General features: G+C 68.8%; 20 protein-coding genes. All 20 read right to left on the reverse strand.

Annotated elements, in window-relative coordinates:
• Positions 1-74: 74 nt before the first annotated feature.
• Positions 75-992, reverse strand: a complete 918-nt coding sequence (rarD, locus tag ACFVJS_RS04600; RefSeq protein ID WP_378877761.1) for an EamA family transporter RarD — start codon at positions 990-992, stop codon at positions 75-77.
• A 55-nt stretch (positions 993-1,047) separates the two neighbouring features.
• The gene (locus ACFVJS_RS04605; protein ID WP_378877762.1) at positions 1,048-2,061 is read right to left on the reverse strand and encodes a polyprenyl synthetase family protein; all 1,014 of its coding nucleotides are present in this window, start codon (positions 2,059-2,061) and stop codon (positions 1,048-1,050) included.
• The gene (gene nuoN / locus ACFVJS_RS04610; protein WP_378877763.1) at positions 2,058-3,602 is read right to left on the reverse strand and encodes an NADH-quinone oxidoreductase subunit NuoN; all 1,545 of its coding nucleotides are present in this window, start codon (positions 3,600-3,602) and stop codon (positions 2,058-2,060) included. The genes ACFVJS_RS04605 and nuoN overlap by 4 nt, the downstream gene beginning before the upstream one ends.
• Before the next feature lie 4 nt (positions 3,603-3,606).
• Entirely contained in the window at positions 3,607-5,031 is a 1,425-nt protein-coding gene (locus ACFVJS_RS04615; protein WP_378877764.1) for a NuoM family protein, read from the reverse strand.
• Positions 5,031-6,896: an NADH-quinone oxidoreductase subunit L gene (gene nuoL, locus ACFVJS_RS04620; RefSeq protein WP_378877765.1), complete on the reverse strand. Its 1,866-nt coding sequence runs from the start codon at positions 6,894-6,896 to the stop codon at positions 5,031-5,033. The genes ACFVJS_RS04615 and nuoL overlap by 1 nt, the downstream gene beginning before the upstream one ends.
• Positions 6,890-7,195 carry an NADH-quinone oxidoreductase subunit NuoK gene (gene nuoK, locus ACFVJS_RS04625; protein ID WP_008356449.1) on the reverse strand — a complete coding sequence of 102 codons (306 nt, stop codon included), beginning with the start codon at positions 7,193-7,195 and terminating at the stop codon, positions 6,890-6,892. Before nuoK ends, nuoL begins: the two co-directional genes overlap by 7 nt.
• Positions 7,192-7,905 (reverse strand): NADH-quinone oxidoreductase subunit J, encoded by a 714-nt coding sequence (locus ACFVJS_RS04630; protein ID WP_378877766.1) that lies wholly within the window; start codon positions 7,903-7,905, stop codon positions 7,192-7,194. Before ACFVJS_RS04630 ends, nuoK begins: the two co-directional genes overlap by 4 nt.
• Positions 7,902-8,441 carry an NADH-quinone oxidoreductase subunit NuoI gene (gene nuoI, locus ACFVJS_RS04635; protein ID WP_378877767.1) on the reverse strand — a complete coding sequence of 180 codons (540 nt, stop codon included), beginning with the start codon at positions 8,439-8,441 and terminating at the stop codon, positions 7,902-7,904. Before nuoI ends, ACFVJS_RS04630 begins: the two co-directional genes overlap by 4 nt.
• The gene (nuoH, locus tag ACFVJS_RS04640; protein ID WP_378877768.1) at positions 8,438-9,748 is read right to left on the reverse strand and encodes an NADH-quinone oxidoreductase subunit NuoH; all 1,311 of its coding nucleotides are present in this window, start codon (positions 9,746-9,748) and stop codon (positions 8,438-8,440) included. The genes nuoI and nuoH overlap by 4 nt, the downstream gene beginning before the upstream one ends.
• On the reverse strand, positions 9,745-11,952 hold the full coding sequence (locus ACFVJS_RS04645) for an NADH-quinone oxidoreductase subunit G (RefSeq protein ID WP_378877769.1): 2,208 nt from the start codon (positions 11,950-11,952) through the stop codon (positions 9,745-9,747). Before ACFVJS_RS04645 ends, nuoH begins: the two co-directional genes overlap by 4 nt.
• Positions 11,945-13,300, reverse strand: coding sequence for an NADH-quinone oxidoreductase subunit NuoF (nuoF, locus tag ACFVJS_RS04650; protein ID WP_378877770.1), 1,356 nt, complete (start codon positions 13,298-13,300; stop codon positions 11,945-11,947). The genes ACFVJS_RS04645 and nuoF overlap by 8 nt, the downstream gene beginning before the upstream one ends.
• Positions 13,293-14,039, reverse strand: a complete 747-nt coding sequence (nuoE, locus tag ACFVJS_RS04655) for an NADH-quinone oxidoreductase subunit NuoE (RefSeq protein ID WP_378877771.1) — start codon at positions 14,037-14,039, stop codon at positions 13,293-13,295. Before nuoE ends, nuoF begins: the two co-directional genes overlap by 8 nt.
• Positions 14,036-15,349 (reverse strand): NADH-quinone oxidoreductase subunit D, encoded by a 1,314-nt coding sequence (locus ACFVJS_RS04660; protein WP_378877772.1) that lies wholly within the window; start codon positions 15,347-15,349, stop codon positions 14,036-14,038. Before ACFVJS_RS04660 ends, nuoE begins: the two co-directional genes overlap by 4 nt.
• Complete coding sequence (locus ACFVJS_RS04665) at positions 15,346-15,984, reverse strand: NADH-quinone oxidoreductase subunit C (RefSeq protein WP_378877773.1); 639 nt, start codon at positions 15,982-15,984, stop codon at positions 15,346-15,348. Before ACFVJS_RS04665 ends, ACFVJS_RS04660 begins: the two co-directional genes overlap by 4 nt.
• Positions 15,981-16,535, reverse strand: a complete 555-nt coding sequence (locus ACFVJS_RS04670) for an NADH-quinone oxidoreductase subunit B family protein (RefSeq protein ID WP_141802432.1) — start codon at positions 16,533-16,535, stop codon at positions 15,981-15,983. The genes ACFVJS_RS04665 and ACFVJS_RS04670 overlap by 4 nt, the downstream gene beginning before the upstream one ends.
• Position 16,536: 1 nt before the next feature.
• The gene (locus ACFVJS_RS04675; RefSeq protein WP_165112894.1) at positions 16,537-16,893 is read right to left on the reverse strand and encodes an NADH-quinone oxidoreductase subunit A; all 357 of its coding nucleotides are present in this window, start codon (positions 16,891-16,893) and stop codon (positions 16,537-16,539) included.
• Between the two features lie 208 nt (positions 16,894-17,101).
• A complete protein-coding gene (locus ACFVJS_RS04680; RefSeq protein WP_378877774.1) occupies positions 17,102-18,169 on the reverse strand; it encodes a hypothetical protein in 1,068 nt (355 codons plus the stop codon).
• A gap of 154 nt (positions 18,170-18,323) precedes the next feature.
• Positions 18,324-18,974, reverse strand: a complete 651-nt coding sequence (locus ACFVJS_RS04685; protein ID WP_378877775.1) for an HD family hydrolase — start codon at positions 18,972-18,974, stop codon at positions 18,324-18,326.
• A gap of 27 nt (positions 18,975-19,001) precedes the next feature.
• Positions 19,002-19,679 carry a hypothetical protein gene (locus ACFVJS_RS04690; protein ID WP_378877776.1) on the reverse strand — a complete coding sequence of 226 codons (678 nt, stop codon included), beginning with the start codon at positions 19,677-19,679 and terminating at the stop codon, positions 19,002-19,004.
• A 19-nt stretch (positions 19,680-19,698) separates the two neighbouring features.
• Positions 19,699-20,388: a demethylmenaquinone methyltransferase gene (locus tag ACFVJS_RS04695; RefSeq protein ID WP_378877777.1), complete on the reverse strand. Its 690-nt coding sequence runs from the start codon at positions 20,386-20,388 to the stop codon at positions 19,699-19,701.
• Between the last annotated feature and the right edge of the window lie 36 nt (positions 20,389-20,424).

Genomic DNA, 20,424 nt, shown 5'->3' on the forward strand with positions numbered 1-20,424 from the left:
GGGCATCCAGGTGCCGTCTCGACCGACCTGAGTGACGTCTCGGCCTGCGGGGGTGACCTCTCGGCCGGGCGGGTCTAGACGCCCGTCGAGCTCAGCGGAGCGACCTGCGCACGCAGGACCATGCGACGGTGGTGAACCGCCTCGGCGCTGAAGATGATCAGCGCGACCCAGACGATCGCGAAGCCGGCCCAGCGGCCAGGAGGCATCGCCTCGTGGGCGATGAAGACGCCGACGGCGAACTGCAGGATAGGCGCCAGGTATTGCAGCAGCCCGATCGTGACCATCGGCACCCGGATGGCGGCGGCGCCGAAGCAGGCCAGCGGCACCACGGTGATGACGCCGAGGCTGATCAGCAGGAGTACGTGGAGGACACCGTTTCCGACGAGCGTGCCGTTCCCGGTGGCCTGGAGAGCGATGAGCAGGGCCAGCGCGAACGGCGCCGTCACGGCGGTCTCGACGGCCAGCGACTCGAACGGGCCGACCCCCGCGCTCTTCTTCAGCAGCCCGTAGGTGCCGAACGAGAAAGCCAGCACCAGCGCGACCCAGGGCAGCCGCCCGTAGTCGATGGTGAGCACGATGACGGCCACGAACGCGATCCCCAGCGCCACCCACTGGAGCTTCCGCATCCGCTCACGCAGGATGATCACGCCCATCAACATCGTGACCAGCGGGTTGGTGAAGTAGCCGAGACTCGTCTCCACGATCCGCCCGTTGTTGACCCCCCAGATGTACGTCACCCAGTTGGTCGAGATCACCGCGGCCGCCGCCGTCAGCAGCAGCAGCTTGCGGCGGTCGCGCAGGATCGCCGCCACCTGCTTGCGGCGCCCCACGATCAGCACCAGCGCCCCGGCCACGATCAGCGACCACACGATCCGGTGGCCCAGGATCTCCCAGGCACCGGCCGGCTCCAAGAGCGGGAAGTAGAGCGGGAACGCGCCCCACATGACGTACGCCGCAGCGCCGAACATCACTCCACGCCGCTGCTCACTCACGTCGCAACGGTACTGCCAGGGCGTCGAAACCCTTTACCGAATATCGCGCCTCGGCTTACACAGAACGGACGGCGACGATGTCGGCGAAGGCCTCCAGGGCCGTGCGGACCGGACCTTCGGGGAGCGGGGCCAGAGCGGCCTTGGCCTCCTCGGCTCGGGCCTGGACGTAGGCGCGGGCCTCGGCCAGCGCCGGGTGGGCGCGGAGCAGGGCGACGCACTCGGCCAGGGCCGCGTCGTCGGAGAGATCGCCGTCGAGCAGCTCGAGGAGACGGGCGTCGCCAGGATCGTTCGCGCGGCGGACGAACAGCACCGGGAGCGTCGGGACGCCTTCGCGGAGGTCGGTGCCCGGAGTCTTGCCCGACTCGTCCGAGGCGATGTCGAGGATGTCGTCGGAGAGCTGGAAGGCGACGCCGACGATGTCACCGTAGGCGACCAGGGCGTCCTGGATCTCCTTGTCGGCACCCGCGAAGAGGGCACCGTAAAGAGCCGAGGTGGCGATCAGGACACCGGTCTTCCCAGCCAGCACCTCGAGGTGGTGATCGACCGGGTCGACCCCCTCGGCGGGCGCGACGCCCTCCAGGATCTGCCCCTCGACCAGCTTGGCGAAGGTGGCCGCCTGGATGCGTACCGCGTCCGGGCCGAGCTCGGCGGTCAACTCAGAGGAACGTGCGAAGAGGAAGTCGCCGGTGAGGATGGCGACGTGATTGTCGAAGCGAGCGTTGGCCGAGTCCTCGCCGCGGCGCACGAGCGCTTCGTCCATGACGTCGTCGTGGTAGAGCGACGCGAGGTGGGTGAGCTCGACGACGCACGCTGCGGTGATGACCTCGTCGGCGAGCTTGTTCGGGCCGCACTCAGCGGCCAGCAGCACCAGCAACGGCCGGAATCGCTTGCCGCCGGCCTGCATCAGGTGGGTGGCCGCTTCCGTGACGAACGGCGAACGACTCCGCGTGTAGCCGGCCAGCCGCTCTTCCACGATCGCCAACCGAGCGCGCAGTCGCTGCTCGAGCTCGGGATCGGTGATCGGGAGGGCGAGTTCAGGGGCTCGGTCGGTGGGTGCGCTGGTGCTCACCCGATGAATCCTCCCGCATCCACCAACAGGCTGAGCACAGGGCCCGGAATTACACCCAACAAGACGGTGGCGACAGCGCTCAGAGCGATCACCACGGAGGTGGCGTACGACGGGGTGGTAACCGTGGCCACGTCCTCGCGCGCGTCGGTGAAGAACATCAGCATGATGACGCGTACGTAGAAGAAGATCGCGATGATGCTGGAGCCGATCGCGACCGCGACGACGGGCCACTGGCCCGCGCCGAGCGCGGCGGCGAAGACGCCCCACTTGCCGATGAACCCGGCGGTCAGCGGCAGCCCGGCCATCGAGAGCAGGAAGACGGCGAAGGTCGCCGCGACCCACGGGTTGGTGCGACCCAGGCCCGCCCAGCGGTCCAGCGAGCCCACCTCGCCGTTGGGCCCACGGACCAGGGAGACGATCGCGAAGGCGCCGAGCGTGGCGAACCCGTAGGCGGTCAGGTAGAAGAGCACCGCCTGGGTGGAACCGAAGGCGTCGGTCTGCACGCCGAGGAGGCCGGTGAGCAGGAAGCCGGTGTGGGCGACGGCGGAGTAGCCGAGCATCCGCTTCACGTCGGTCTGGACGATCGCGAAGGAGGCGCCCAGCAGCATGGTCAGCACCGCGACGACGCCGATTGCCGGACGCCAGATCTCGCCCTCGGCGCCGAAGGCGACGTAGAAGAGCCGGAGCATCGCGGCGAACGCCGCGATCTTGGTGGCCGCGCTCATCCAGGCGGTCACCGGCGTCGGGGCCCCCTGGTAGACGTCCGGCGTCCAGGAGTGGAACGGCACCGCACCGGTCTTGAAGAGCATGCCGACGGCCATCAGGCCGATGCCGAGGAGCAGCAGCGGGCTGGAGCCGTCGGCGGCCGCCGCCTCGCCGATCTCGGCCAGGGACATCGAGCCGGCGAAGCCGTAGACCAGCGCGAGGCCGTAGAGGAAGATGCCGGAAGAGAAGGCGCCGAGCAGGAAGTACTTCAGCGCCGCTTCCTGGGAGAGCAGCCGGCGACGCCGCGCCAGACCGGTCAGCAGGTAGAGCGGGAGCGAGAGCACCTCGAGGGCGACGAAGAGCATCAGCAGGTCGCCGGAGATGCAGAAGAGCATCATCCCGCCGACCGCGAACATCATCAGCGGGTAGACCTCGGTGTGCTCCAGCCCCCGCTGGGAGGCGGTGCGCTCGGCCGAGGTGCCGGGCAGCGCGGCCGCCTGGCCGGCGAAGACGCTCACGCCGTTGTCGAGGCGGCGCTCGGCGAAGAGGGCGACGCCGCCGATCGAGACCAGCAGCACCAGACCCTGGGAGAAGACCCCGGGACCGTCGATGACGAGGGCGCCCTCGCCCGTCGAAGCGCCCAGTGCCGATCCCGCACCGACGGCGACCGTCCCGGCGAGGGCGGCGACGAGCCCGGCCAGCGCCAACGACACCTGGGCGTTGAACCGGGCGGCGCGGGGCGCGAAGGCCTCCACGACGACACCGGCGCACGCGACGCCGAGCACCAGCAGGACGGGCCAGAGGGTGGCGTACGAAATTCCGGGGGACTCGAACATCGCGTCACTCACCTGCCTGGATGACATCAACAAGAGGAGCCACGACCGGTTGGGCCGCCGAGATCAGCGGTCCGGGGACGAAGCCGAAGACAAAGAGCGCGACCAGCAGCGGCGCAAGTACGCCGACCTCCCGCCGGTCGAGGTCACGGACCGGTCTCCGGGACAGCTGGGCGGGCCCGGTGAAGATCCGCTGGTAGGCCCACAGCACGTAGATCGCGGCGAGCACGATCGCCGTGACCGCGATGACGCCGACCAGCCAGTGGTAGTCGAAGGCGCTGATCAGGACCATGATCTCGGAGACGAACTGGGACAGCCCTGGAAGGCCCGCGGTGGCCAGTCCGGCGATCAGGAACGTACCGGCGAGCACCGGGGTGGCCTTCTCCAGCCCCCGCATCGACGAGATCGAGGCGGTGCCCTTGCGGGTGATCAGGAACCCGGCGATCAGGAACATCGCCGCGGTCGCGACACCGTGGTTGACCATGTAGAGGATCGCGCCGACCAGACCCTCGCGGGTCGCGGCGAAGATGCCCAGGGTGATCAGCCCGAAGTGCGAGAGCGAGGTCAGACCGATCAGCCGGAGCAGGTCGTCCTGGCCGATCGCGAGCACCGCGCCGTAGACGATCGAGATCAGCGCCAGCACGATCACGACCGGCGTCGCCCAGGCGGAGGCCTCCGGCACCAGACCCAGGCAGAGCCGGATCATGCCGAAGGTGCCGATCTTGTCGAGGACGCAGACCAGGAGCACCGACGTCGGCGTGGTCGCCTGCTCGGTCGTGTCGGCCAGCCAGGTGTGCACCGGGAACAGCGGCGCCTTCACCGCGAACGCGATGAACATGGCCACGAAGATCCAGCGCTCGGCGGTGGTGCCGATGTCGAGCTGGGCCAGATCGCTGATCAGGTAGGACGGCGCACCGGCCTCCGAGGACACCACGAAGAACCCGATCAGCGCACCGAGCAGCACCAGGCCGCCGCCGAGCTGGAACATCAAGAACTTGAGCGCGGCCTTCGCCCGGTTCGGCCCACCGTGCTGGCCGATCATGAAGTACGCCGGGATCAGCGTCGCCTCGAACGCGATGTAGAAGACGAACAGGTCGGCGGCCAGGAAGGTGAGCAGCGCGAAGGCCTCCAGGGCGAGCGCCCAGGCGTACCACCGCTTGTCGTGGTCCTTGACCGCCGCCACCATCACCAGCGGCACCAGGGTGACGGTCAGCAGCACCATCAGCTTGCCGAAGCCGTCCATCTCGAGCGCCCAGTGGACGCCCAGCGGCTCCATCCAGACGACGTCGGTGTCGGGGGCCGTGAACATCGTGACGAGACCGGCGATCAGGGTGGCGATCGCGAAGCCGAAGGCCCACAGCTTGGGCCGGGCCGGCATCACCGCGGTGACCAGCGCGCCCACGAACGGGATGAGGACGAGAGTTGTCAGCATCAGTTGACCACCAGGATCGCGAGGGTCACCAGCACAGTGCCGCCGAGGACGGAGAGGGCATAGGAGCGTACGTAGCCGGTCTGAGCCTTGCGGAGCTCACCGGCGATCGCCGCCAAGGCGATCGGGCCACCGCTCATCAGGCCGTCGACGGCGTACCTGTCGGTCGCCAGCGCGCCGCGGGTGATCGCCATCCCGGGCGGGACCACGACGTCCTCGACGTGCGGGACCGGAAGGTAGCGGGTCGGCTCGGTCGTGGTGGGTCGGCGCCCGAAGACGAACCCGGCGGCCGCGACGCCGATGGCGACGACGAGCACCGCGAGGACCGAGGTCGCCCAGACCGGGAGCGGGCCGTGGTGCTCGGCGTGGCCGATGGCCACGACCGGCTCGAGCCAGTGCTCGATCCAGCCGCCGAGCGCGAAGACACCACCGAGGACCGACAGCGCGGCCAGGACGACGAGCGGTCCGGTCATGATCCGCGGCGACTCGTGCGGGTGTACGCCCTCGGGCCACCGCTTGCGGCCGAAGAAGGCGAGCATCATCAGGCGGGTCATGTAGAACGCGGTCACACCGGCGGCCAGCAGGGCGATGATGCCGACCAGCCAGCTCTCGGCGAAGGCGACCTCGAGGATCTTGTCCTTCGACCAGAAGCCCGCGAAGCCGGGGAAGCCGATGATCGCCAGGTAGCCCATCGCGAAGGTCAGGAACGTGACCGGCAGCGCCCGGCTGAGGGCACCGTAGTGCTTGAGGTTCACGTCGTCGTTCATGCCGTGCATCAGGGAGCCGGCGCCGAGGAACATGTTGGCCTTGAAGAAGCCGTGGGTGAGCAGGTGGAAGATCGCGAACGCGTAGCCCGGCCCGCCGAGCCCGGCGGCGAGCATCATGTAGCCGATCTGGCTCATCGTCGAGCCGGCCAGGACCTTCTTGATGTCGTCCTTCACACAGCTCACCGCGGCACCCCAGATGATGGTCACCAGGGCAACGACCACGACCGCGGTCGAGGCGGCCTCGGCAGCGTCGAAGACCGCGCTGCTGCGGACGATGAGGTAGACACCAGCGGTCACCATCGTCGCCGCGTGGATCAGCGCCGACACCGGGGTCGGGCCCTCCATCGCGTCGAGCAGCCAGCCCTGCAGCGGCACCTGGGCGGACTTTCCGCAGGCGCCGACCAGCAGCAGGATGCCGAGCCAGTTGAGGGTCGTCGTGGACGTCTCGCTGATGTCGATCGCGGAGAAAGAGGTCGACCCGAAGGTGACGAAGCAGAGCGCGATCGCCAGCGAGAGCCCCATGTCGCCGACACGGTTCATCACGAAGGCCTTCTTGGCGGCAGCGGCCGCGGACGGCTTGTGTTGCCAGAAGCCGATCAGCAGGTAGGACGCCAGACCGACGCCCTCCCAGCCGAGGAAGAGGCCGACGTAGTTCTCCGCCAGCACCAGCATCAGCATCGCGGCGAGGAACAGGTTGAGGTAGCCGAAGAACCGGGTGCGCCGCTCGTCGTGGGCCATGTAGCCGACCGAGTAGACATGGATCAGCGTGCCGACACCGGTGATGAGCAGCAGGAACAGGCTGGAGAGCTGGTCGTAGAGCAGGTCGAAGCCGACGCTCAGGTCCCCGGTGTCGAACCAGGTGTAGAGGTGCTGGACGACCTGCCTGCTCTCCTCGTCGCGCCCGAGGGCGGCGATGAAGAGGACGAGCGACAGCACGAAGGAGGCACCCGCAAGCACGACCGCGAGCCAGTGCCCGATCCGGTCGAAGAGTGCCGGCGCCAGCGGCCGGCCGATCAGGATCAGGGCAGCGCCGGCCAGAGGCAGCGCGATGACCAGCCAGATCAGCGAGAAGACGCCGCTGGCCTCGACAGGATTCACCACTTGAGCATCCTTGGCTCGTCGACCGAAGCCGTGTTTCTGGTGCGGAAGATGGTCATGATGATCGCCAGCCCGACGACCACCTCAGCGGCCGCGACGACCATCACGAAGAACGCCGTCACCTGCCCGTCGAGGTTGCCGTGCATGCGGCTGAACGCCACCAGGGCCAGGTTGGCCGCGTTGAGCATGAGCTCGACGCACATGAAGACGACGATCGCGTTGCGCCTGGTCAGCACCCCGATCGTGCCGATCGTGAAGAGGATGGCGGACAAGATGACGTACGCCGTGGTGTTGTCTGTCATTCGCCCTGCCCCTCGTCACTCGTGCCGTTCGCCCCACCCGCGAGGATCGCCGGGACCGACTTCGTGCTCTGCGACCCGTCCGGCAGCAGCGCCGGGGTGTCGTTGCTGTTGTGGCGCGCGAAGGTGCCCGGTGGGGGCAGCGGGCCGAGGTGCTTGCCGCTCTTCGCGTAGTCGGCGACCCGCTTCCGGGCCAGGTCGGTCTGGCTCTGCTTCGGGTCGATCCGCTCCCGGTGGGCCAGCACCATCGCCCCGATCGCGGCGGTGATCAGCAGCGCGCTGGTCGCCTCGAAGGCGATCACGTAGCGGGAGAAGAGAAGGTCGGCGAGGCGTTGTACGTTGCCGCCCTCGTTGGCGCTGGAGAGCCCGCGCATCGTGGCGATGCTGGCCTGGCCGACGCCCGCGACGAGGGTCGCCCCGAGGCCGATGCCGAGCAGAGCCGCGAGCACCTTCTGCCCCGCGATCGTCTCCTTCAGGGTGTCGGAGGTGTCGACACCGACCAGCATGATCACGAACAGGAACAGCATCAGGATCGCGCCGGTGTAGACCACGATCTGCACCGCGAACAGAAACGGTGCCTCCAGCGTCGCGTACATCATCGCCAGCCCGATCATCACGACCGCCAGCGACAGCGCGGCGTGCACCGGCTTGCGCGCGAACAGCAGGCCCATCGCCGCGATCACCATGATCGAGGCGAGGATGACGAAGCTCATCGGGCCGACTCCTTCGGCTCGGGCGCGTAGTAGGAGGTGTCGTCGTTGCCGAGGAACATCGGGTGGGGAGGCGCCTCCATCCCGTCCTCGAGTGGCGCGAGCAGGTCCTGCTTCTCGTAGATCAGGCTCTCGCGCGAGGTGTCGGCGAGCTCGTAGTCGTTCGTCATCGTCAGCGCCCGCGTCGGGCAGGCCTCGATGCACAGCCCGCACAGGATGCAGCGCAGGTAGTTGATCTGGTAGACGCGGCCGTAGCGCTCGCCCGGCGAGTAGCGCTCCTCCTCGGTGTTCTCCGCGCCCTCGACGTAGATCGCGTCGGCCGGGCAGGCCCAGGCGCACAGCTCGCAGCCGACGCACTTCTCCAGTCCGTCAGGGTGCCGGTTGAGCTGGTGGCGGCCGTGGAAGCGCTCCTCGGTCGGCTCCTTCTGCTGCGGGTACTGCTCGGTGACCGGCTTCTTGAACTGGGTCCCGAACGTCACCGCGAACCCGCTGACCGGGTCCCAGAAACGCTCCTTGAACGTGCGGTCGTCGTTGCTCACTTTGCCTCCTCAGGAGAGGGAAGAATGCGGTGTGCTGAGCCTGTCGAAGTGCGGACGCCGTTGGCGCTCGCCGGCGGGCCGAACACGAGCGGCTGTGCGGCACCTCGCACGGCGCCGCCCCGCGGCAGGGCGGGGGTCGGGAAGCCGCCGGCCGGCGTGCTGACCTGGGCCTCCTTCTCCGGGAGCCGGTTGAGGAAGCCGAGCACCACGACTGCTGTGACGGCCAGACCGAAGCCGAACAGGATCCAGTTGGGGCTGAAGCCGCCCTGGATGGCGGCCATCTTGATCACCGCCACGGCGACGATCCAGGCGAGGCTCGCCGGCAGCAGGACCTTCCAGCCGAGCGACATGAACTGGTCGTAGCGCAGCCGCGGCAGCGTGCCGCGCAGCCAGATGAAGATCCAGATGAAGAAGAACATCTTCAGGAAGAACCACAGCACCGGCCAGTAGCCCTCGTTGGCGCCGGCCCAGATCGTGCCGAGGCCGAGCGGGGCCCGCCAGCCGCCGAGGAACAGCGTCGTGGCGAGCGCGCTGACGGTGGCCATGTTGATGTATTCGGCCAGGAAGAACAGCGCGAACTTCAGGCTCGAGTATTCGGTGTGGAAACCACCGACCAGCTCACCCTCGGCCTCGGGGAGGTCGAACGGCGCACGGTTGGTCTCGCCGACCATCGAGATGCAGTAGATCAGGAAGGACGGCAGCAGCAGGGCACCGAACCACCAGTCCTGCTGGGCCGCGACGATCTGGCTCGTGGACAGGCTGCCGGCCATCAGGAAGACGGTGACGAGCGCCAGGCCCATGCTCACCTCGTAGGAGATCATCTGAGCGCTGCTGCGCAGGCCTCCCAGCAGGGAGTAGGTCGAGCCGGAGGCCCAGCCGCCGAGCACGATCCCATAGATGCCGATGCTGGCGATCGCCATCACGAACAGCACCGCGACCGGCATGTCGGTCAGCTGCAGCGGCGTCTGGACCCCGAAGAAGTTGACCTCCGGACCGAACGGGATCACCGAGAACGTCACGAACGCCGGCACGCAGGCCAGGATCGGCGCGGTGATGAAGACGATCTTGTCGGCCTTCTCCGGGGTCAGGTCCTCCTTCAGCGCGAGCTTCACGCCATCGGCGAGGGACTGCAGCAGACCGAACGGTCCGTGCCGGTTCGGGCCGATGCGGTGCTGCATCCGGGCCACGACCTTGCGCTCCCACCAGATGTTGAACAGCGTCAGCACGACGCACACCACGAAGACCAGCAGGACCTTGATGGCGATGATCCACCAGGGGTCCTGGCCGAACTGCTCCAGCCCGTTCACTGCTCTGCCCCCTCGATGGTCACCGTCGAGCCCGGCGAGGCGAGGTCCGCCCAGACACCGCGCCCGAAGCTGTTCGTCGGCACCCACACGGTGTTTTCGGCCAGCTCCGCCGGGAGCGCCGGGAGCGTCCAGCTCCCGCGGTCACCGGCGATCGTCACGACGTCACCGACCTTCTCGTGGAGCGCTGCCGGGAGGCGTACGAATGCCGGCCGTGCGGTCGCGGCCAGCGCCTTGTCGCCCCGCTGCAGCGTCCCGTTGTCGAGCATCAGGCGCCAGGTGGCCAGCCGGAATCCAGCCGAATCGGTCGTTGTGGCGGCCGAGTCGGTAGTTGTGGGTGACGATTCGACAGTTTCGTCCGCCACTTCTGCGGACTCGGCGCCCAGTTGTGAGAACTCGGCGGTGATGTGGGCGAGGACCTCGGCGTCGGAGTAGGCCGCGGGCTTGTCGAAGACCTTCTCGAACGGGCGGCGACGGCCTTCCCAGGTGACGAACGTGCCGGCCTTCTCGGAGGCGGCGGCGACCGGGAGTACGACGTCGGCGCGCTCGGTCACGGCGGTGACCCGCTGCTCGAGGCTGACCACGAAGCCGGCCTGGTCGAGGGCGGCCAGGAACGTAGCCGGGTCGGCGGTGTCGTCGGGGTCGACGCCGCCGACGACGAGCGCACCGAGACCGCCGCGGACGCTCTGCCGGATCATGGCGTCGGCGTCGAGACCACCCTCGCCCGGGAGCAGGTCGGCCTCGACCGCGCCCCGGTCGCCGGCGCGACGCGGCACCCAGGCGAGCCTGGCGCCGGTGCGGTCGGCGAGCTCGGCCGCTGCGGAGTAGGCGCCGGGGCTGGTGGCCAGGCGCTCTCCGAGCAGGATCACCGAAGCCTCGGTGACCCCGCTGACCTGCGACAACGCGTCCTTCTCGGAACCGGGAGCGGTCAGCACGACCTCGGCTCCGAGCTTGCGGGAGCCCTCGGATGCGTACGCGCTCAGGGCGGTGATCCGCAGCCCCTTGCGGTTGGCCTTGCGCAACCGCAGGAAGAGCGTGCCGGCCTCGTCCTCGGGCTCGAGGCCGACGAGGACGACGTGGTCGGCGGCGTCGAGGTCGGCGTAGGTGACGCTGGTCCCCGCCACCCGGGTGCGCAGGAAGTCGGTCTCCTCCGCCGACAGCGGGCGGGCGCGAAAGTCGAGGTGAGGAGTGCGCAGCGTGTCGCGCGCGAACGCCGCATAGGCCTTCGCGTCCTCCAGCGTCAGCCGGCCGCCGGGCAGCACGCCCACCGAGCCGGCAGCGGCCAGGCCCTGCGCGGCGAGGGCGACGGCCTCCAGCCAGGACGCCGGCCGGAGCTCGCCGTCCTCACGGACCATCGGCGAGGTGAGCCGGTCGCGGACGGCGTAGCGGAAGCCGAAGCGGTCCTTGTCGGAGATCCACTCCTCGTTGACCTCCGGGTCGTTGCCGGCGAGGCGGCGCATCACCTTGCCACGGCGGTGGTCGATGCGGATCGCGGCACCGCAGGCGTCGTGCTCGGCCACGCTCGGGGTCGAGACGAGGTCGAAGGGGCGGGCGCGGAACCGGTAGTCATCGCTGGTCAGCGCGCCGACCGGGCAGATCTGGATGACGTTGCCGGAGAAGTAGGACGAGAACGGCTTGTCGTCGGCGATGCCGATCTGCTGCTGCGCGCCCCGCTGGATGAGCGCGATCCCGGGGTCGCCCGGGATCTCCGCGGCGAACCGGGTGCAGCGCTGGCAGACGATGCAGCGCTCACGGTCGAGCAGTACGTTGGGCGAGAGGTTGATGGGCTTCGGGAACGTACGCTTCGTCCCCTCGAACCGGGTCTCGCTCCGCCCGTGGGACATCGCCTGGTTCTGTAGCGGGCACTCGCCGCCCTTGTCGCACACCGGGCAGTCCAACGGGTGGTTGACCAGGAGGAACTCCATGATCCCGTGCTGCGCCTTCACCGCGGTGGAGTTCTGCGTCTCCACCACCATGCCCTCGGCGACCGGGATCGTGCACGAGGCCTGCGGCTTCGGGAAGCCTCGCCCGTTGCCGGCGTCGGGGATGTCGACCAGGCACTGCCGGCAGGCGCCGACCGGGGCCAGCAGCGGGTGGTCGCAGAAGCGCGGGATCTCGATCCCGGCCTCCTCGGCGGCCCGGATCACGAGAGTCCCCTCGGGCACGGTCACGTCGGCCCCGTCGATCTTCAGCGTCACGTCAGTCATGGTCGACTGCCTCCTCGCGGGTGGTCTCGACAAGCTCGACCACCGGGTCCGCCCATGCAGTCGACGCGGCCGGGTCGAACGGGCAGCCGCCCTGCTCGAGGTGGGCCAGGTATTCGTCTCGGAAGTACTTGATCGAGGAGGTGATCGGGCTCGTCGCGCCATCACCCAGCGCACAGAACGAGCGGCCGAGGATGTTGTCGCACTGGTCGAGCAGCAGGTCGAGGTCCGCAGGGACGCCGTCGCCCTTCTCCAGCCGCTCCAGCACCTGCACCAGCCACCAGGTGCCCTCGCGGCACGGGGTGCACTTGCCGCACGACTCGTGCTTGTAGAACTCCGTCCACCGCAGCACCGCACGCACCACGCACACGGAGTCGTCGAAGATCTGCAGCGCGCGGGTGCCGAGCATCGAGCCGGCGGCAGCCACGCCTTCGAAGTCCAGCGTCACGTCCAGGTGCTCCTGGGTGAACAGCGGTGTCGAGGAGCCACCCGGGGTCCAGAACTTCAGCTCGTGACCTTCGCGTACGCCACCGGCCAGCTCGATCAGCTGGCGCAGCGTGATGCCGAGCGGGGCCTCGTACTGGCCGGGCTTCTTGACGTGGCCCGAGAGCGAGAAGATGCCGACGCCGGCCGACTTCTCGGTGCCCATCCCGGCGAACCAGGAGGCGCCGTTCTTCACGATCGCCGGCACGGAGGCGATCGACTCCGCGTTGTTGATCACCGTCGGGCTCGCGTAGAGACCGGCGACGGCCGGGAACGGTGGGCGCAGGCGAGGCTGGCCGCGGCGCCCCTCGAGCGAGTCGAGCAGCGCGGTCTCCTCGCCGCAGATGTAGGCCCCGGCGCCGGCGTGCACGACCAGCTCGAGGTCGTAGCCGGAGCCGTGGATGTTCGTGCCGAGGTGGCCGGCCGCGTAGGCCTCACGGACCGCGGCCTGCAGCCGCCGGATCACGTGCAGCACCTCGCCGCGTACGTAGATGAAGGCACGCTCCGCGCGGATGGCGTAGGAGGAGATGATCACGCCCTCCACCAGGGTGTGGGGCGAGGCCATCATGAGCGGGATGTCCTTGCAGGTGCCCGGCTCGGACTCGTCGGCGTTGACCACCAGGTAGCGCGGCTTGGGGTTCTCCGGGTCGGGCGGCGGCAGGAACCCCCACTTCACCCCGGTCGGGAAGCCGGCACCGCCGCGGCCGCGGAGACCGGAGTCCTTGACCGCGGTCTGTACGTCCTCGGGAGCCATCCCGAGAGCGATGTCGAGCGCCTCGTAGCCGCCGGTGGCGGTGTAGGCGGGCAGCGTCCAGGCCCGCTCGTCGCCCCAGTTGGCGGTCAGGACCGGGGTCAGCGTGTCAGTCATCGGACGCCTCCTCAGCGATCGTCTCCGACTCGGCGCGACGGGTGTCGGCCACCTCGACTGCCTCGGGCAGCTCCTCCGGGAGATCGGCCGAACCGCGCGCGTCGCCGGGCGCCGCCCAGCCGCGCTCGCGCGCGAGCTCCAGCCCGACCCGCGACGCCGGCCCGGCTGCGGGTCCCTCGTCGACGAGCCCGTCCTCGAAGCCGGCGAGCACCCGCTCGGCCTCGCGCCAGCTCGTGATCCGCGCCCCGCGGGAGGCCACGACCTCGCGGCCCTCGCGCAGGTCGTCGACCAGTTGTGAGGCCGACTCCGGGGTCTGGTTGTCGAAGAACTCCCAGTTGACCATCACCACGGGCGCGTAGTCGCAGGCCGCGTTGCACTCGATGTGCTCGAGCGTGATGCTGCCGTCCGCCGTCGTCTCGTCGTTGCCGACCTCGAGCTTCTCGCGCAGGCAGGCGAAGATCTCGTCGCCGCCCATGACCGCGCAGAGCGTGTTGGTGCAGACCCCGACGTGATGACGACCGACAGGGTGGCGCTTGTACATCGTGTAGAAGGTCGCCACCCCGCTCACCTCGGCGGGCGTCAGGCCCAAGACGTCGGCGCAGGCCTGGATCCCCTCGGGCGTGACCCGGCCCTCCACCGACTGCACCAGGTGGAGCATCGGCAGCAGCCCGGAACGGGCCTGGGGATAGCGGGCCGCGATCTCGCGCAGCTCGTCGAATGTCTCTGGAGCCAAGCTCATCGGTCGACGCCTCCCATCACCGGGTCGATGGACGCGATCGCCACGATCACGTCGGCCACCATGCCGCCCTCGGACATCACGCTCGTGGCCTGCAGGTTGGTGAACGACGGGTCCCGGAAGTGGACCCGGTAGGGCTTGGTGCCGCCGTCGCTGACCACATGGGCGCCGAGCTCTCCGCGCGGCGACTCGATCGCGGCGTACGCCTGGCCTGCCGGCACCCGGAAGCCCTCGGTCACCAGCTTGAAGTGGTGGATCAGCGCCTCCATCGACTCACCCATGATGTGGCGGATGTGGTCGAGGGAGTTGCCCTGGCCGTCGGGGCCGACGGAGAGCTGCGAGGGCCAGGCGATCTTCTTGTCGGCCACCATCACGGGGGCACCGTCGAGGTCCTCGAGCCGCTTCAGCGCCTGCTCCATGATCCGCAGCGACTCCCACATCTCGGCCAGCCGCACCCGGAACCGCCCGTAGGAGTCACAGGTGTCCCAGGTGATGACCTCGAAGTCGTAGTCCTGGTAGCCGCAGTAGGGCTGGGTCTTGCGCAGGTCCCACGGATAGCCGGTCGAGCGCAGGATCGGGCCGGTCAGGCCGAGCGCGAGGCAGCCCTCCAGGTCGAGGTAGCCGACCTGCTCCAGCCGGCCCTTGAAGATCGGGTTGGCGTTGCAGAGCGCGGCGTACTCGTGCAGCCGGGTCTTCATCAGCTCGATGAACTCGCCGACCCGCGCGACGGTGCCCTCCGGCACGTCCTGGGCGACGCCACCGGGGCGAATGTAGGCGTGGTTCATCCGCAGCCCGGTGATGAACTCGAACAGGTCCAGGCACAGCTCGCGCTCACGGAACCCGATCGTCATCACGGTCAGCGCGCCGAGCTCCATGCCACCGGTCGCGATCGCCACCAGGTGGGAGGAGATCCGGTTGAGCTCCATCAGCATGACCCGGATGACGTCGGCCTTCTCCGGCACCTCGGCGCCGATGCCGAGCAGCTTCTCCACCCCGAGGACGTACGCCGTCTCGTTGAAGATCGGCGAGAGGTAGTCCATCCGGGTGACGAAGGTCGTGCCCTGGGTCCAGGAGCGGAACTCCATGTTCTTCTCGATGCCCGTGTGGAGGTAGCCGATCCCGGCTCGCGCCTCGGTCACGGTCTCGCCCTCGAGCTCGAGGATCAGCCGGAGCACCCCGTGGGTCGAGGGGTGCTGCGGACCCATGTTGACGACGATCCGCTCGTCCTTGACGTCCTTGAGGGCGTCGGTCAGCTCGTCCCAGTCCTGGCCGGTGACGGTGAACGTACGGGCCTCGTCTTCCGTGGTCGTCATGAGTAGCTCCTCCGGGTGTCCGGCGGCGGGATCGTCGCGCCCTTGTATTCCACGGGGATCCCGCCCAGCGGGTAGTCCTTGCGCTGCGGGTGGCCCGGCCAGTCGTCGGGCATCAGGATCCGGGTCAGACCCGGGTGGCCGTCGAAGACGATCCCGAACATGTCGTAGGTCTCGCGCTCGTGCCAGTCGAGCGTCGGGTAGATCGCCACGCCGCTCGGCACGTGCGGGTCCTCGTCCGGGGCGGAGGTCTCCACCCGCACCCGGCGGTTGTAGGTCATCGAGAGCAGGTGGTAGACCGCGTGCAGCTCTTTGCCCTGGTCAGCGGGGTAGTGCACCCCGGAGACCCCCGAGCAGAGCTCGAAGCGCAGCTCGTCGCGGAGCACCTGCAGAGCCTCGAGCAGCCGCTCGCGGCGTACGTGGAAGGTCAGCTCGCCGCGGTGGATGACCGCCTCGGCCTCGACGAAGGCCAGCGCGTCGGCGACCTCCTTGAACCAGCCTCCGTAGGGCTGGACGCCGACGTCGCTGGTGCGGCTCGGCATCGCGTGCTGACGGGTGAGACCGGCGTAGCCGCTGGTGTCGCCCGAGCCCTTCACCCCGAACATGCCGCTGTTCTGACCGATGTTCTGGTCGTTCACCGCAGGAGTCCCGTCTGGTCGATCAGCGGCAGCAGCTTGAGCGCCTCGGCCTCGGCCTCGACCTCCTCGCGCTCGGCGTTGACGCCGAGCGAGCCGCCCTGGATCTTGTCGTGGAGCTTGAGGATCGCGTCGATCAGCATCTCCGGGCGCGGCGGACAGCCGGGGAGATACATGTCGACGGGCACGATGTGGTCGACGCCCTGGACGATCGCGTAGTTGTTGAACATGCCACCGCTGCTGGCGCAGACGCCCATCGCGAGCACCCACTTCGGCTCGGGCATCTGGTCGTAGATCTGCCGCAGCACCGGCGCCATCTTCTGGCTCACCCGGCCGGCCACGATCATCAGGTCGGCCTGCCGCGGACTCGCCCGGAAGACCTCCATGCCGTAGCGGGCGAGGTCGTACTTCGGTCCACCGCTCGTCATCATCTCGATGGCACAGCAGGCCAGCCCGAACGTCGCCGGCCACAGGCTCGCCTTGCGGAAGTAGCCCGCCAGGCCCTCGACGGTCGTGAGCAGAACCCCGCTCGGGAGCTTTTCTTCGAGACCCATGTCAGTCCCAGTCCAATCCACCGCGGCGCCACACATAGGCGTACGCGACAAAGACGGTCAGCAGGAACAGGCCCATCTCCGCGAGGCCGAACCACCCCATCGCGTCGAACCTGACGGCCCACGGGTAGAGGAAGATGATCTCGATGTCGAAGATGATGAAGAGCATCGCGGTGATGTAGTACTTCACCGGGAACCGACCGCCCAGCGCCTGAGGCGTGGCCTCGATCCCGCACTCGTAGGGATCCGCCTTGGCCTTGTTGGCGCGACTCGGCCCGACGACCGAGCTCATGATCACCGAACCGACCGCGAAGAGCGTCGCCAGTCCCGCCAACGCGAGCACCGGCACGTAGAGCTCCATCTCGCCTCCTACCCTGAGCGGCCCACCCCTTCTTGAGACTTTGTGAATAGAATCACAATGTGGGCCAACTCACATCCTGCCACTCCTGTGGCGGAATGCAAGTGGGTTGATGAAATGGCGCGCGGCACTTTCTCGCCATGGTGGAAATGTGCCCGCGCATCCGGCGGCAAACGCTTGCAGAACCACGCCACGGCGGGGTTGTGGCGGGTCAGACTTCGGCGCTGGCAGCCGGCGTCGGCGTGTCGAGGAAGGCCCGAGGGATCACCACGAAACGCTTCTCGACGTTGTCCGGGGACATCGGTGTCCCATCTGGGCCGGGCCGCAGCACTTCGTACGTCACGGTGTGCTCGGTCGTCCTGCGCATCTTCAACCAGCCGTGATGCCAGGCGACGCTTCCCCAAGGTCCTTGGACCTCGATCCACTCACCCACCGATCCGACCACCCTTGCACCGGCCGGATACATCCCAGACATCCGCCCATGAGCAGCGAGTAGCCAGGCGGCCGGGTTGAGCAGCGTCATCACCGCCAAGAGGGTCGCCATCACATATGAGCCGAAGGCAAACTGGGCTGCAGTGTTGATGCTGAAGAGCACCGGGAGCGCCCAGGCCACGATGCCGACCTCGGCGCGCAACCACGACCTGATGAGCCTGAGCCGGAGGGCCTGACCGATCACCACCGGCTCTCCGGCCATCAGGGGTTCCGCCGACGTCCGACCCGCCCTCGCCTGCAGTTCGCGTCGGATCTCCGGCCCGATGAGCTGAGCTGGGAAGTCGACCGAACGCGACAGCTCATCGGGCCCGGCCGGTAGGTACAACGGGGCGGCCACGGTCTTCGGGCCCTCCTGTCGACACCTCACGAGCACCGGGCCCGCCGTGACCTGGGACAGTCGAGGCCAGGGGTAGAAGGCGAGCCGACTGAGCGTACGCACACCCATGCCACTGTCCGTCGCCCACGCAGTGAGCGTCGCGCCGACGGGATACTCGCGCTCGACCCGGCCGCGGACGGTCAGCAGCAAAATCAGCGCCAGAAGAGCCATCCCGAGAAATCCGAGGGTCACCGCCGTCGCGATCACGAAAAGGTCGCCGATGGCTTCGGGAGCCAACTCCTGCGCACTGGCCCACACGAGGCCTGCCAGCAGCAGGGCCATGCCCAGAGTATTCAGCCAGAACGCCGGGCCCCGAAGCCGCAACCCCACCATCGCCCGCTTGAGCCGACGCTGATCCTCGATCGTGACAGTCCAGTCCGTCGCCGAGCCCGGCACGACGTCCGCATCCACGGGCGGCCCTCCTCAGCGTCCCGGCCTGCAAGCCTGTCGCAGCGTACTGGATACCCCGGGAGGGAATGACCCGATCTCCCAACGACGAGTCTGCTCGTCATGACGAGCCGACTCGGCCCGAGTCTGCGTCAAGATGGGCCGACTCGGCGGGAGGTCAGTCGGGATCGGGGCGGATCCAACCCTTGGCGAGCCCGGCGCGGACGATGGCGTCGGTGGCGGAGCCGAGAGTGGTCGAGGCGGCGACTACGCCCGCCTCGCGGGCCCGGACACGGGACTCGGTGGCACCCGGCATGCTCCAGGTGCCACCGCGGTTGAGCCAGTTGAGGAGCATCGGCTCGAGCCGGTCCATCGCCTTGCAGAAGCGCGCCTCGGGGGTCTGGGCGGCCTCGAACTCGTCCCAGAGCGCCCGGATCTCCCCCGCCTGGCCCGGCGGCAGCATCGTGAAGAGACGGTCGGCGGCCGCGAGCTCGCGCTCGACCTGGTCGACGACCGCGGCAGCGTCGAAGACCGGGCTGTCGCCGGCGTAGATCTCGACCATGTCGTGGATGATCACGAGCTTGATCGCGTGCCCGACATCGATCGGCTCGTCGGCGTACTCAGCCAGCAGCAGCACCATCAGCGCCAGGTGCCAGGAGTGCTCGGCGTCGTTCTCACGACGGTCGGCCGCGGCCAGCGGGGAGGCGCGCAGGATCGTCTTGAGCCTGTCGGCCTCCGCGATGAACTCCAGCTGGGCTCGCAGCCTTCCGCCGATCTCGTCCGGGAGGGGGTTCAGGTCGGCGATCAGGTCGGCTGCCACGTCATCCATGGGACGACTCTCGCATGCGGCGTACGGTCAGCGGGTGGGCAGGGGCAGGGCGCGCTTGGAGCGGCTCACGTAGGCCGAGCCCTCCGGGCCGACGACGACGTAGGAGTCGCCCAGGCGGGAGTTGTACTCCAGGTGGGCGCGGCCCCAGAACATGCCGATGCGGATGCCGCCATACATCCCCGGCGCGGTGAACCAGGCCTCGTCGGGGCCGCCCTCCTCGGAGATGAGCCGCACGTCGAACGTACGCAGCTGGTGGTCGCCGCGGAACTCGGCGGTCAGCTCGGCGAGCGTGGTGTTCACGTGGTGGTTGACGGCCTCGAGGTTGTCACCGAGCGGGGTGCCGGGGCGGTAGTAGGGGTCGAGCATGTCGACCAGATGATCGTGACCGCGCCGCTTGGCGAGCTGGTAGGGCGTCTCGCCGTGGGCGGTCGGCAGCGAGCGGACACCACCCAGCGAGAGCAGCTCCTGCACCGTCTCCCGCGGCGCACCGAGGTAGGCGGCGTGGTGGAGCGGGGTGAACATCGACTCGCCGCCGATCTTCCAGGTGTTGACGCCGACGGTGTAGTCGTTGCGTACCTGCGAGAGCGCGCGGCGCCAGTCCCCCTGCGCAGCCGCGTCGGTGAGCGTGTCCCTGGCCTTGACCGCTGCGGGCCCGTAGGCCTCGCGAGGCATCAAGATGCCGTCCCATGGCAACGTCGTGGTCATAGTTGAACTTTCGCAGAGATCAAGCGGTTGCGTGATGAAGTGCGACGATTCCACCCGAGAGATTCGTCCAGGTCGGCGACTGCCAGCCCGCCGAGGAGAGCATCTCGGCGAGACCTGCCTGGTCTGGCCATGCCCGGATGGACTCAGCGAGATAGACGTACGCGTCGGGGGAGGACGATACCGCCCGGGCGACCGGCGGGAGCGCCCTCATCAGGTATTCGACGTAGAGCGTCCGGAACGGCTTCCAGGTCGGGTGCGAGAACTCGCAGACCACGATCCGGCCGCCGGGGCGGGTCACCCGGCGCAGCTCACGCAGGCCGGCGGCCGGGTCGACGATGTTGCGCAGTCCGAACGAGATCGTGACCGCGTCGAAGGTCGCATCGCGGTAGGGCAGCCGGGTGCCGTCGCCGGCTGTGAACGGCAGGTGGGGCTTGGCCTCCTTGCCGACCTGGAGCATCCCGATCGAGAAGTCGGTCGGGACCACCTCGGCGCCCGCGTCCAGGAACGGCTGGGACGAGGTGCCGGTGCCGGCGGCGAGGTCGAGCACGAGCTCGCCCGGCAACGGGGCGACGGCCTTGATCACCTCGCGTCGCCAGCGCCGGTCCTGGCCGAGCGAGAGCACGTCGTTGGTGATGTCGTAGCGCTTGGCCACGGCGTCGAACATCCGGCGGACGTCGCCGGGCTGCTTGTCCAGATCTGCTCGGGTCACAGGCTGATTCTGTCTCGGGTCGCTGCCGGGACCGAA

This window comes from Nocardioides sp. NPDC057772 (assembly GCF_042798075.1).
Classification (GTDB): Bacteria; Actinomycetota; Actinomycetes; order Propionibacteriales; family Nocardioidaceae; genus Nocardioides.

What these genes read in the sequence shown, in the direction of transcription:
- nuoN (WP_378877763.1), bottom strand. Translation starts at nt 3,602, where the DNA reads ATGTTCGAGTCCCCCGGAATTTCGTACGCCACCCTCTGGCCCGTCCTG.
- ACFVJS_RS04615 (WP_378877764.1), bottom strand. Translation starts at nt 5,031, where the DNA reads ATGCTGACAACTCTCGTCCTCATCCCGTTCGTGGGCGCGCTGGTCACC.
- nuoK (WP_008356449.1), bottom strand. Translation starts at nt 7,195, where the DNA reads ATGACAGACAACACCACGGCGTACGTCATCTTGTCCGCCATCCTCTTC.
- ACFVJS_RS04630 (WP_378877766.1), bottom strand. Translation starts at nt 7,905, where the DNA reads ATGAGCTTCGTCATCCTCGCCTCGATCATGGTGATCGCGGCGATGGGC.
- ACFVJS_RS04645 (WP_378877769.1), bottom strand. Translation starts at nt 11,952, where the DNA reads ATGACTGACGTGACGCTGAAGATCGACGGGGCCGACGTGACCGTGCCC.
- nuoF (WP_378877770.1), bottom strand. Translation starts at nt 13,300, where the DNA reads ATGACTGACACGCTGACCCCGGTCCTGACCGCCAACTGGGGCGACGAG.
- nuoE (WP_378877771.1), bottom strand. Translation starts at nt 14,039, where the DNA reads ATGAGCTTGGCTCCAGAGACATTCGACGAGCTGCGCGAGATCGCGGCC.
- ACFVJS_RS04660 (WP_378877772.1), bottom strand. Translation starts at nt 15,349, where the DNA reads ATGACGACCACGGAAGACGAGGCCCGTACGTTCACCGTCACCGGCCAG.
- ACFVJS_RS04670 (WP_141802432.1), bottom strand. Translation starts at nt 16,535, where the DNA reads ATGGGTCTCGAAGAAAAGCTCCCGAGCGGGGTTCTGCTCACGACCGTC.
- ACFVJS_RS04675 (WP_165112894.1), bottom strand. Translation starts at nt 16,893, where the DNA reads ATGGAGCTCTACGTGCCGGTGCTCGCGTTGGCGGGACTGGCGACGCTC.
- ACFVJS_RS04685 (WP_378877775.1), bottom strand. Translation starts at nt 18,974, where the DNA reads ATGGATGACGTGGCAGCCGACCTGATCGCCGACCTGAACCCCCTCCCG.
- ACFVJS_RS04690 (WP_378877776.1), bottom strand. Translation starts at nt 19,679, where the DNA reads ATGACCACGACGTTGCCATGGGACGGCATCTTGATGCCTCGCGAGGCC.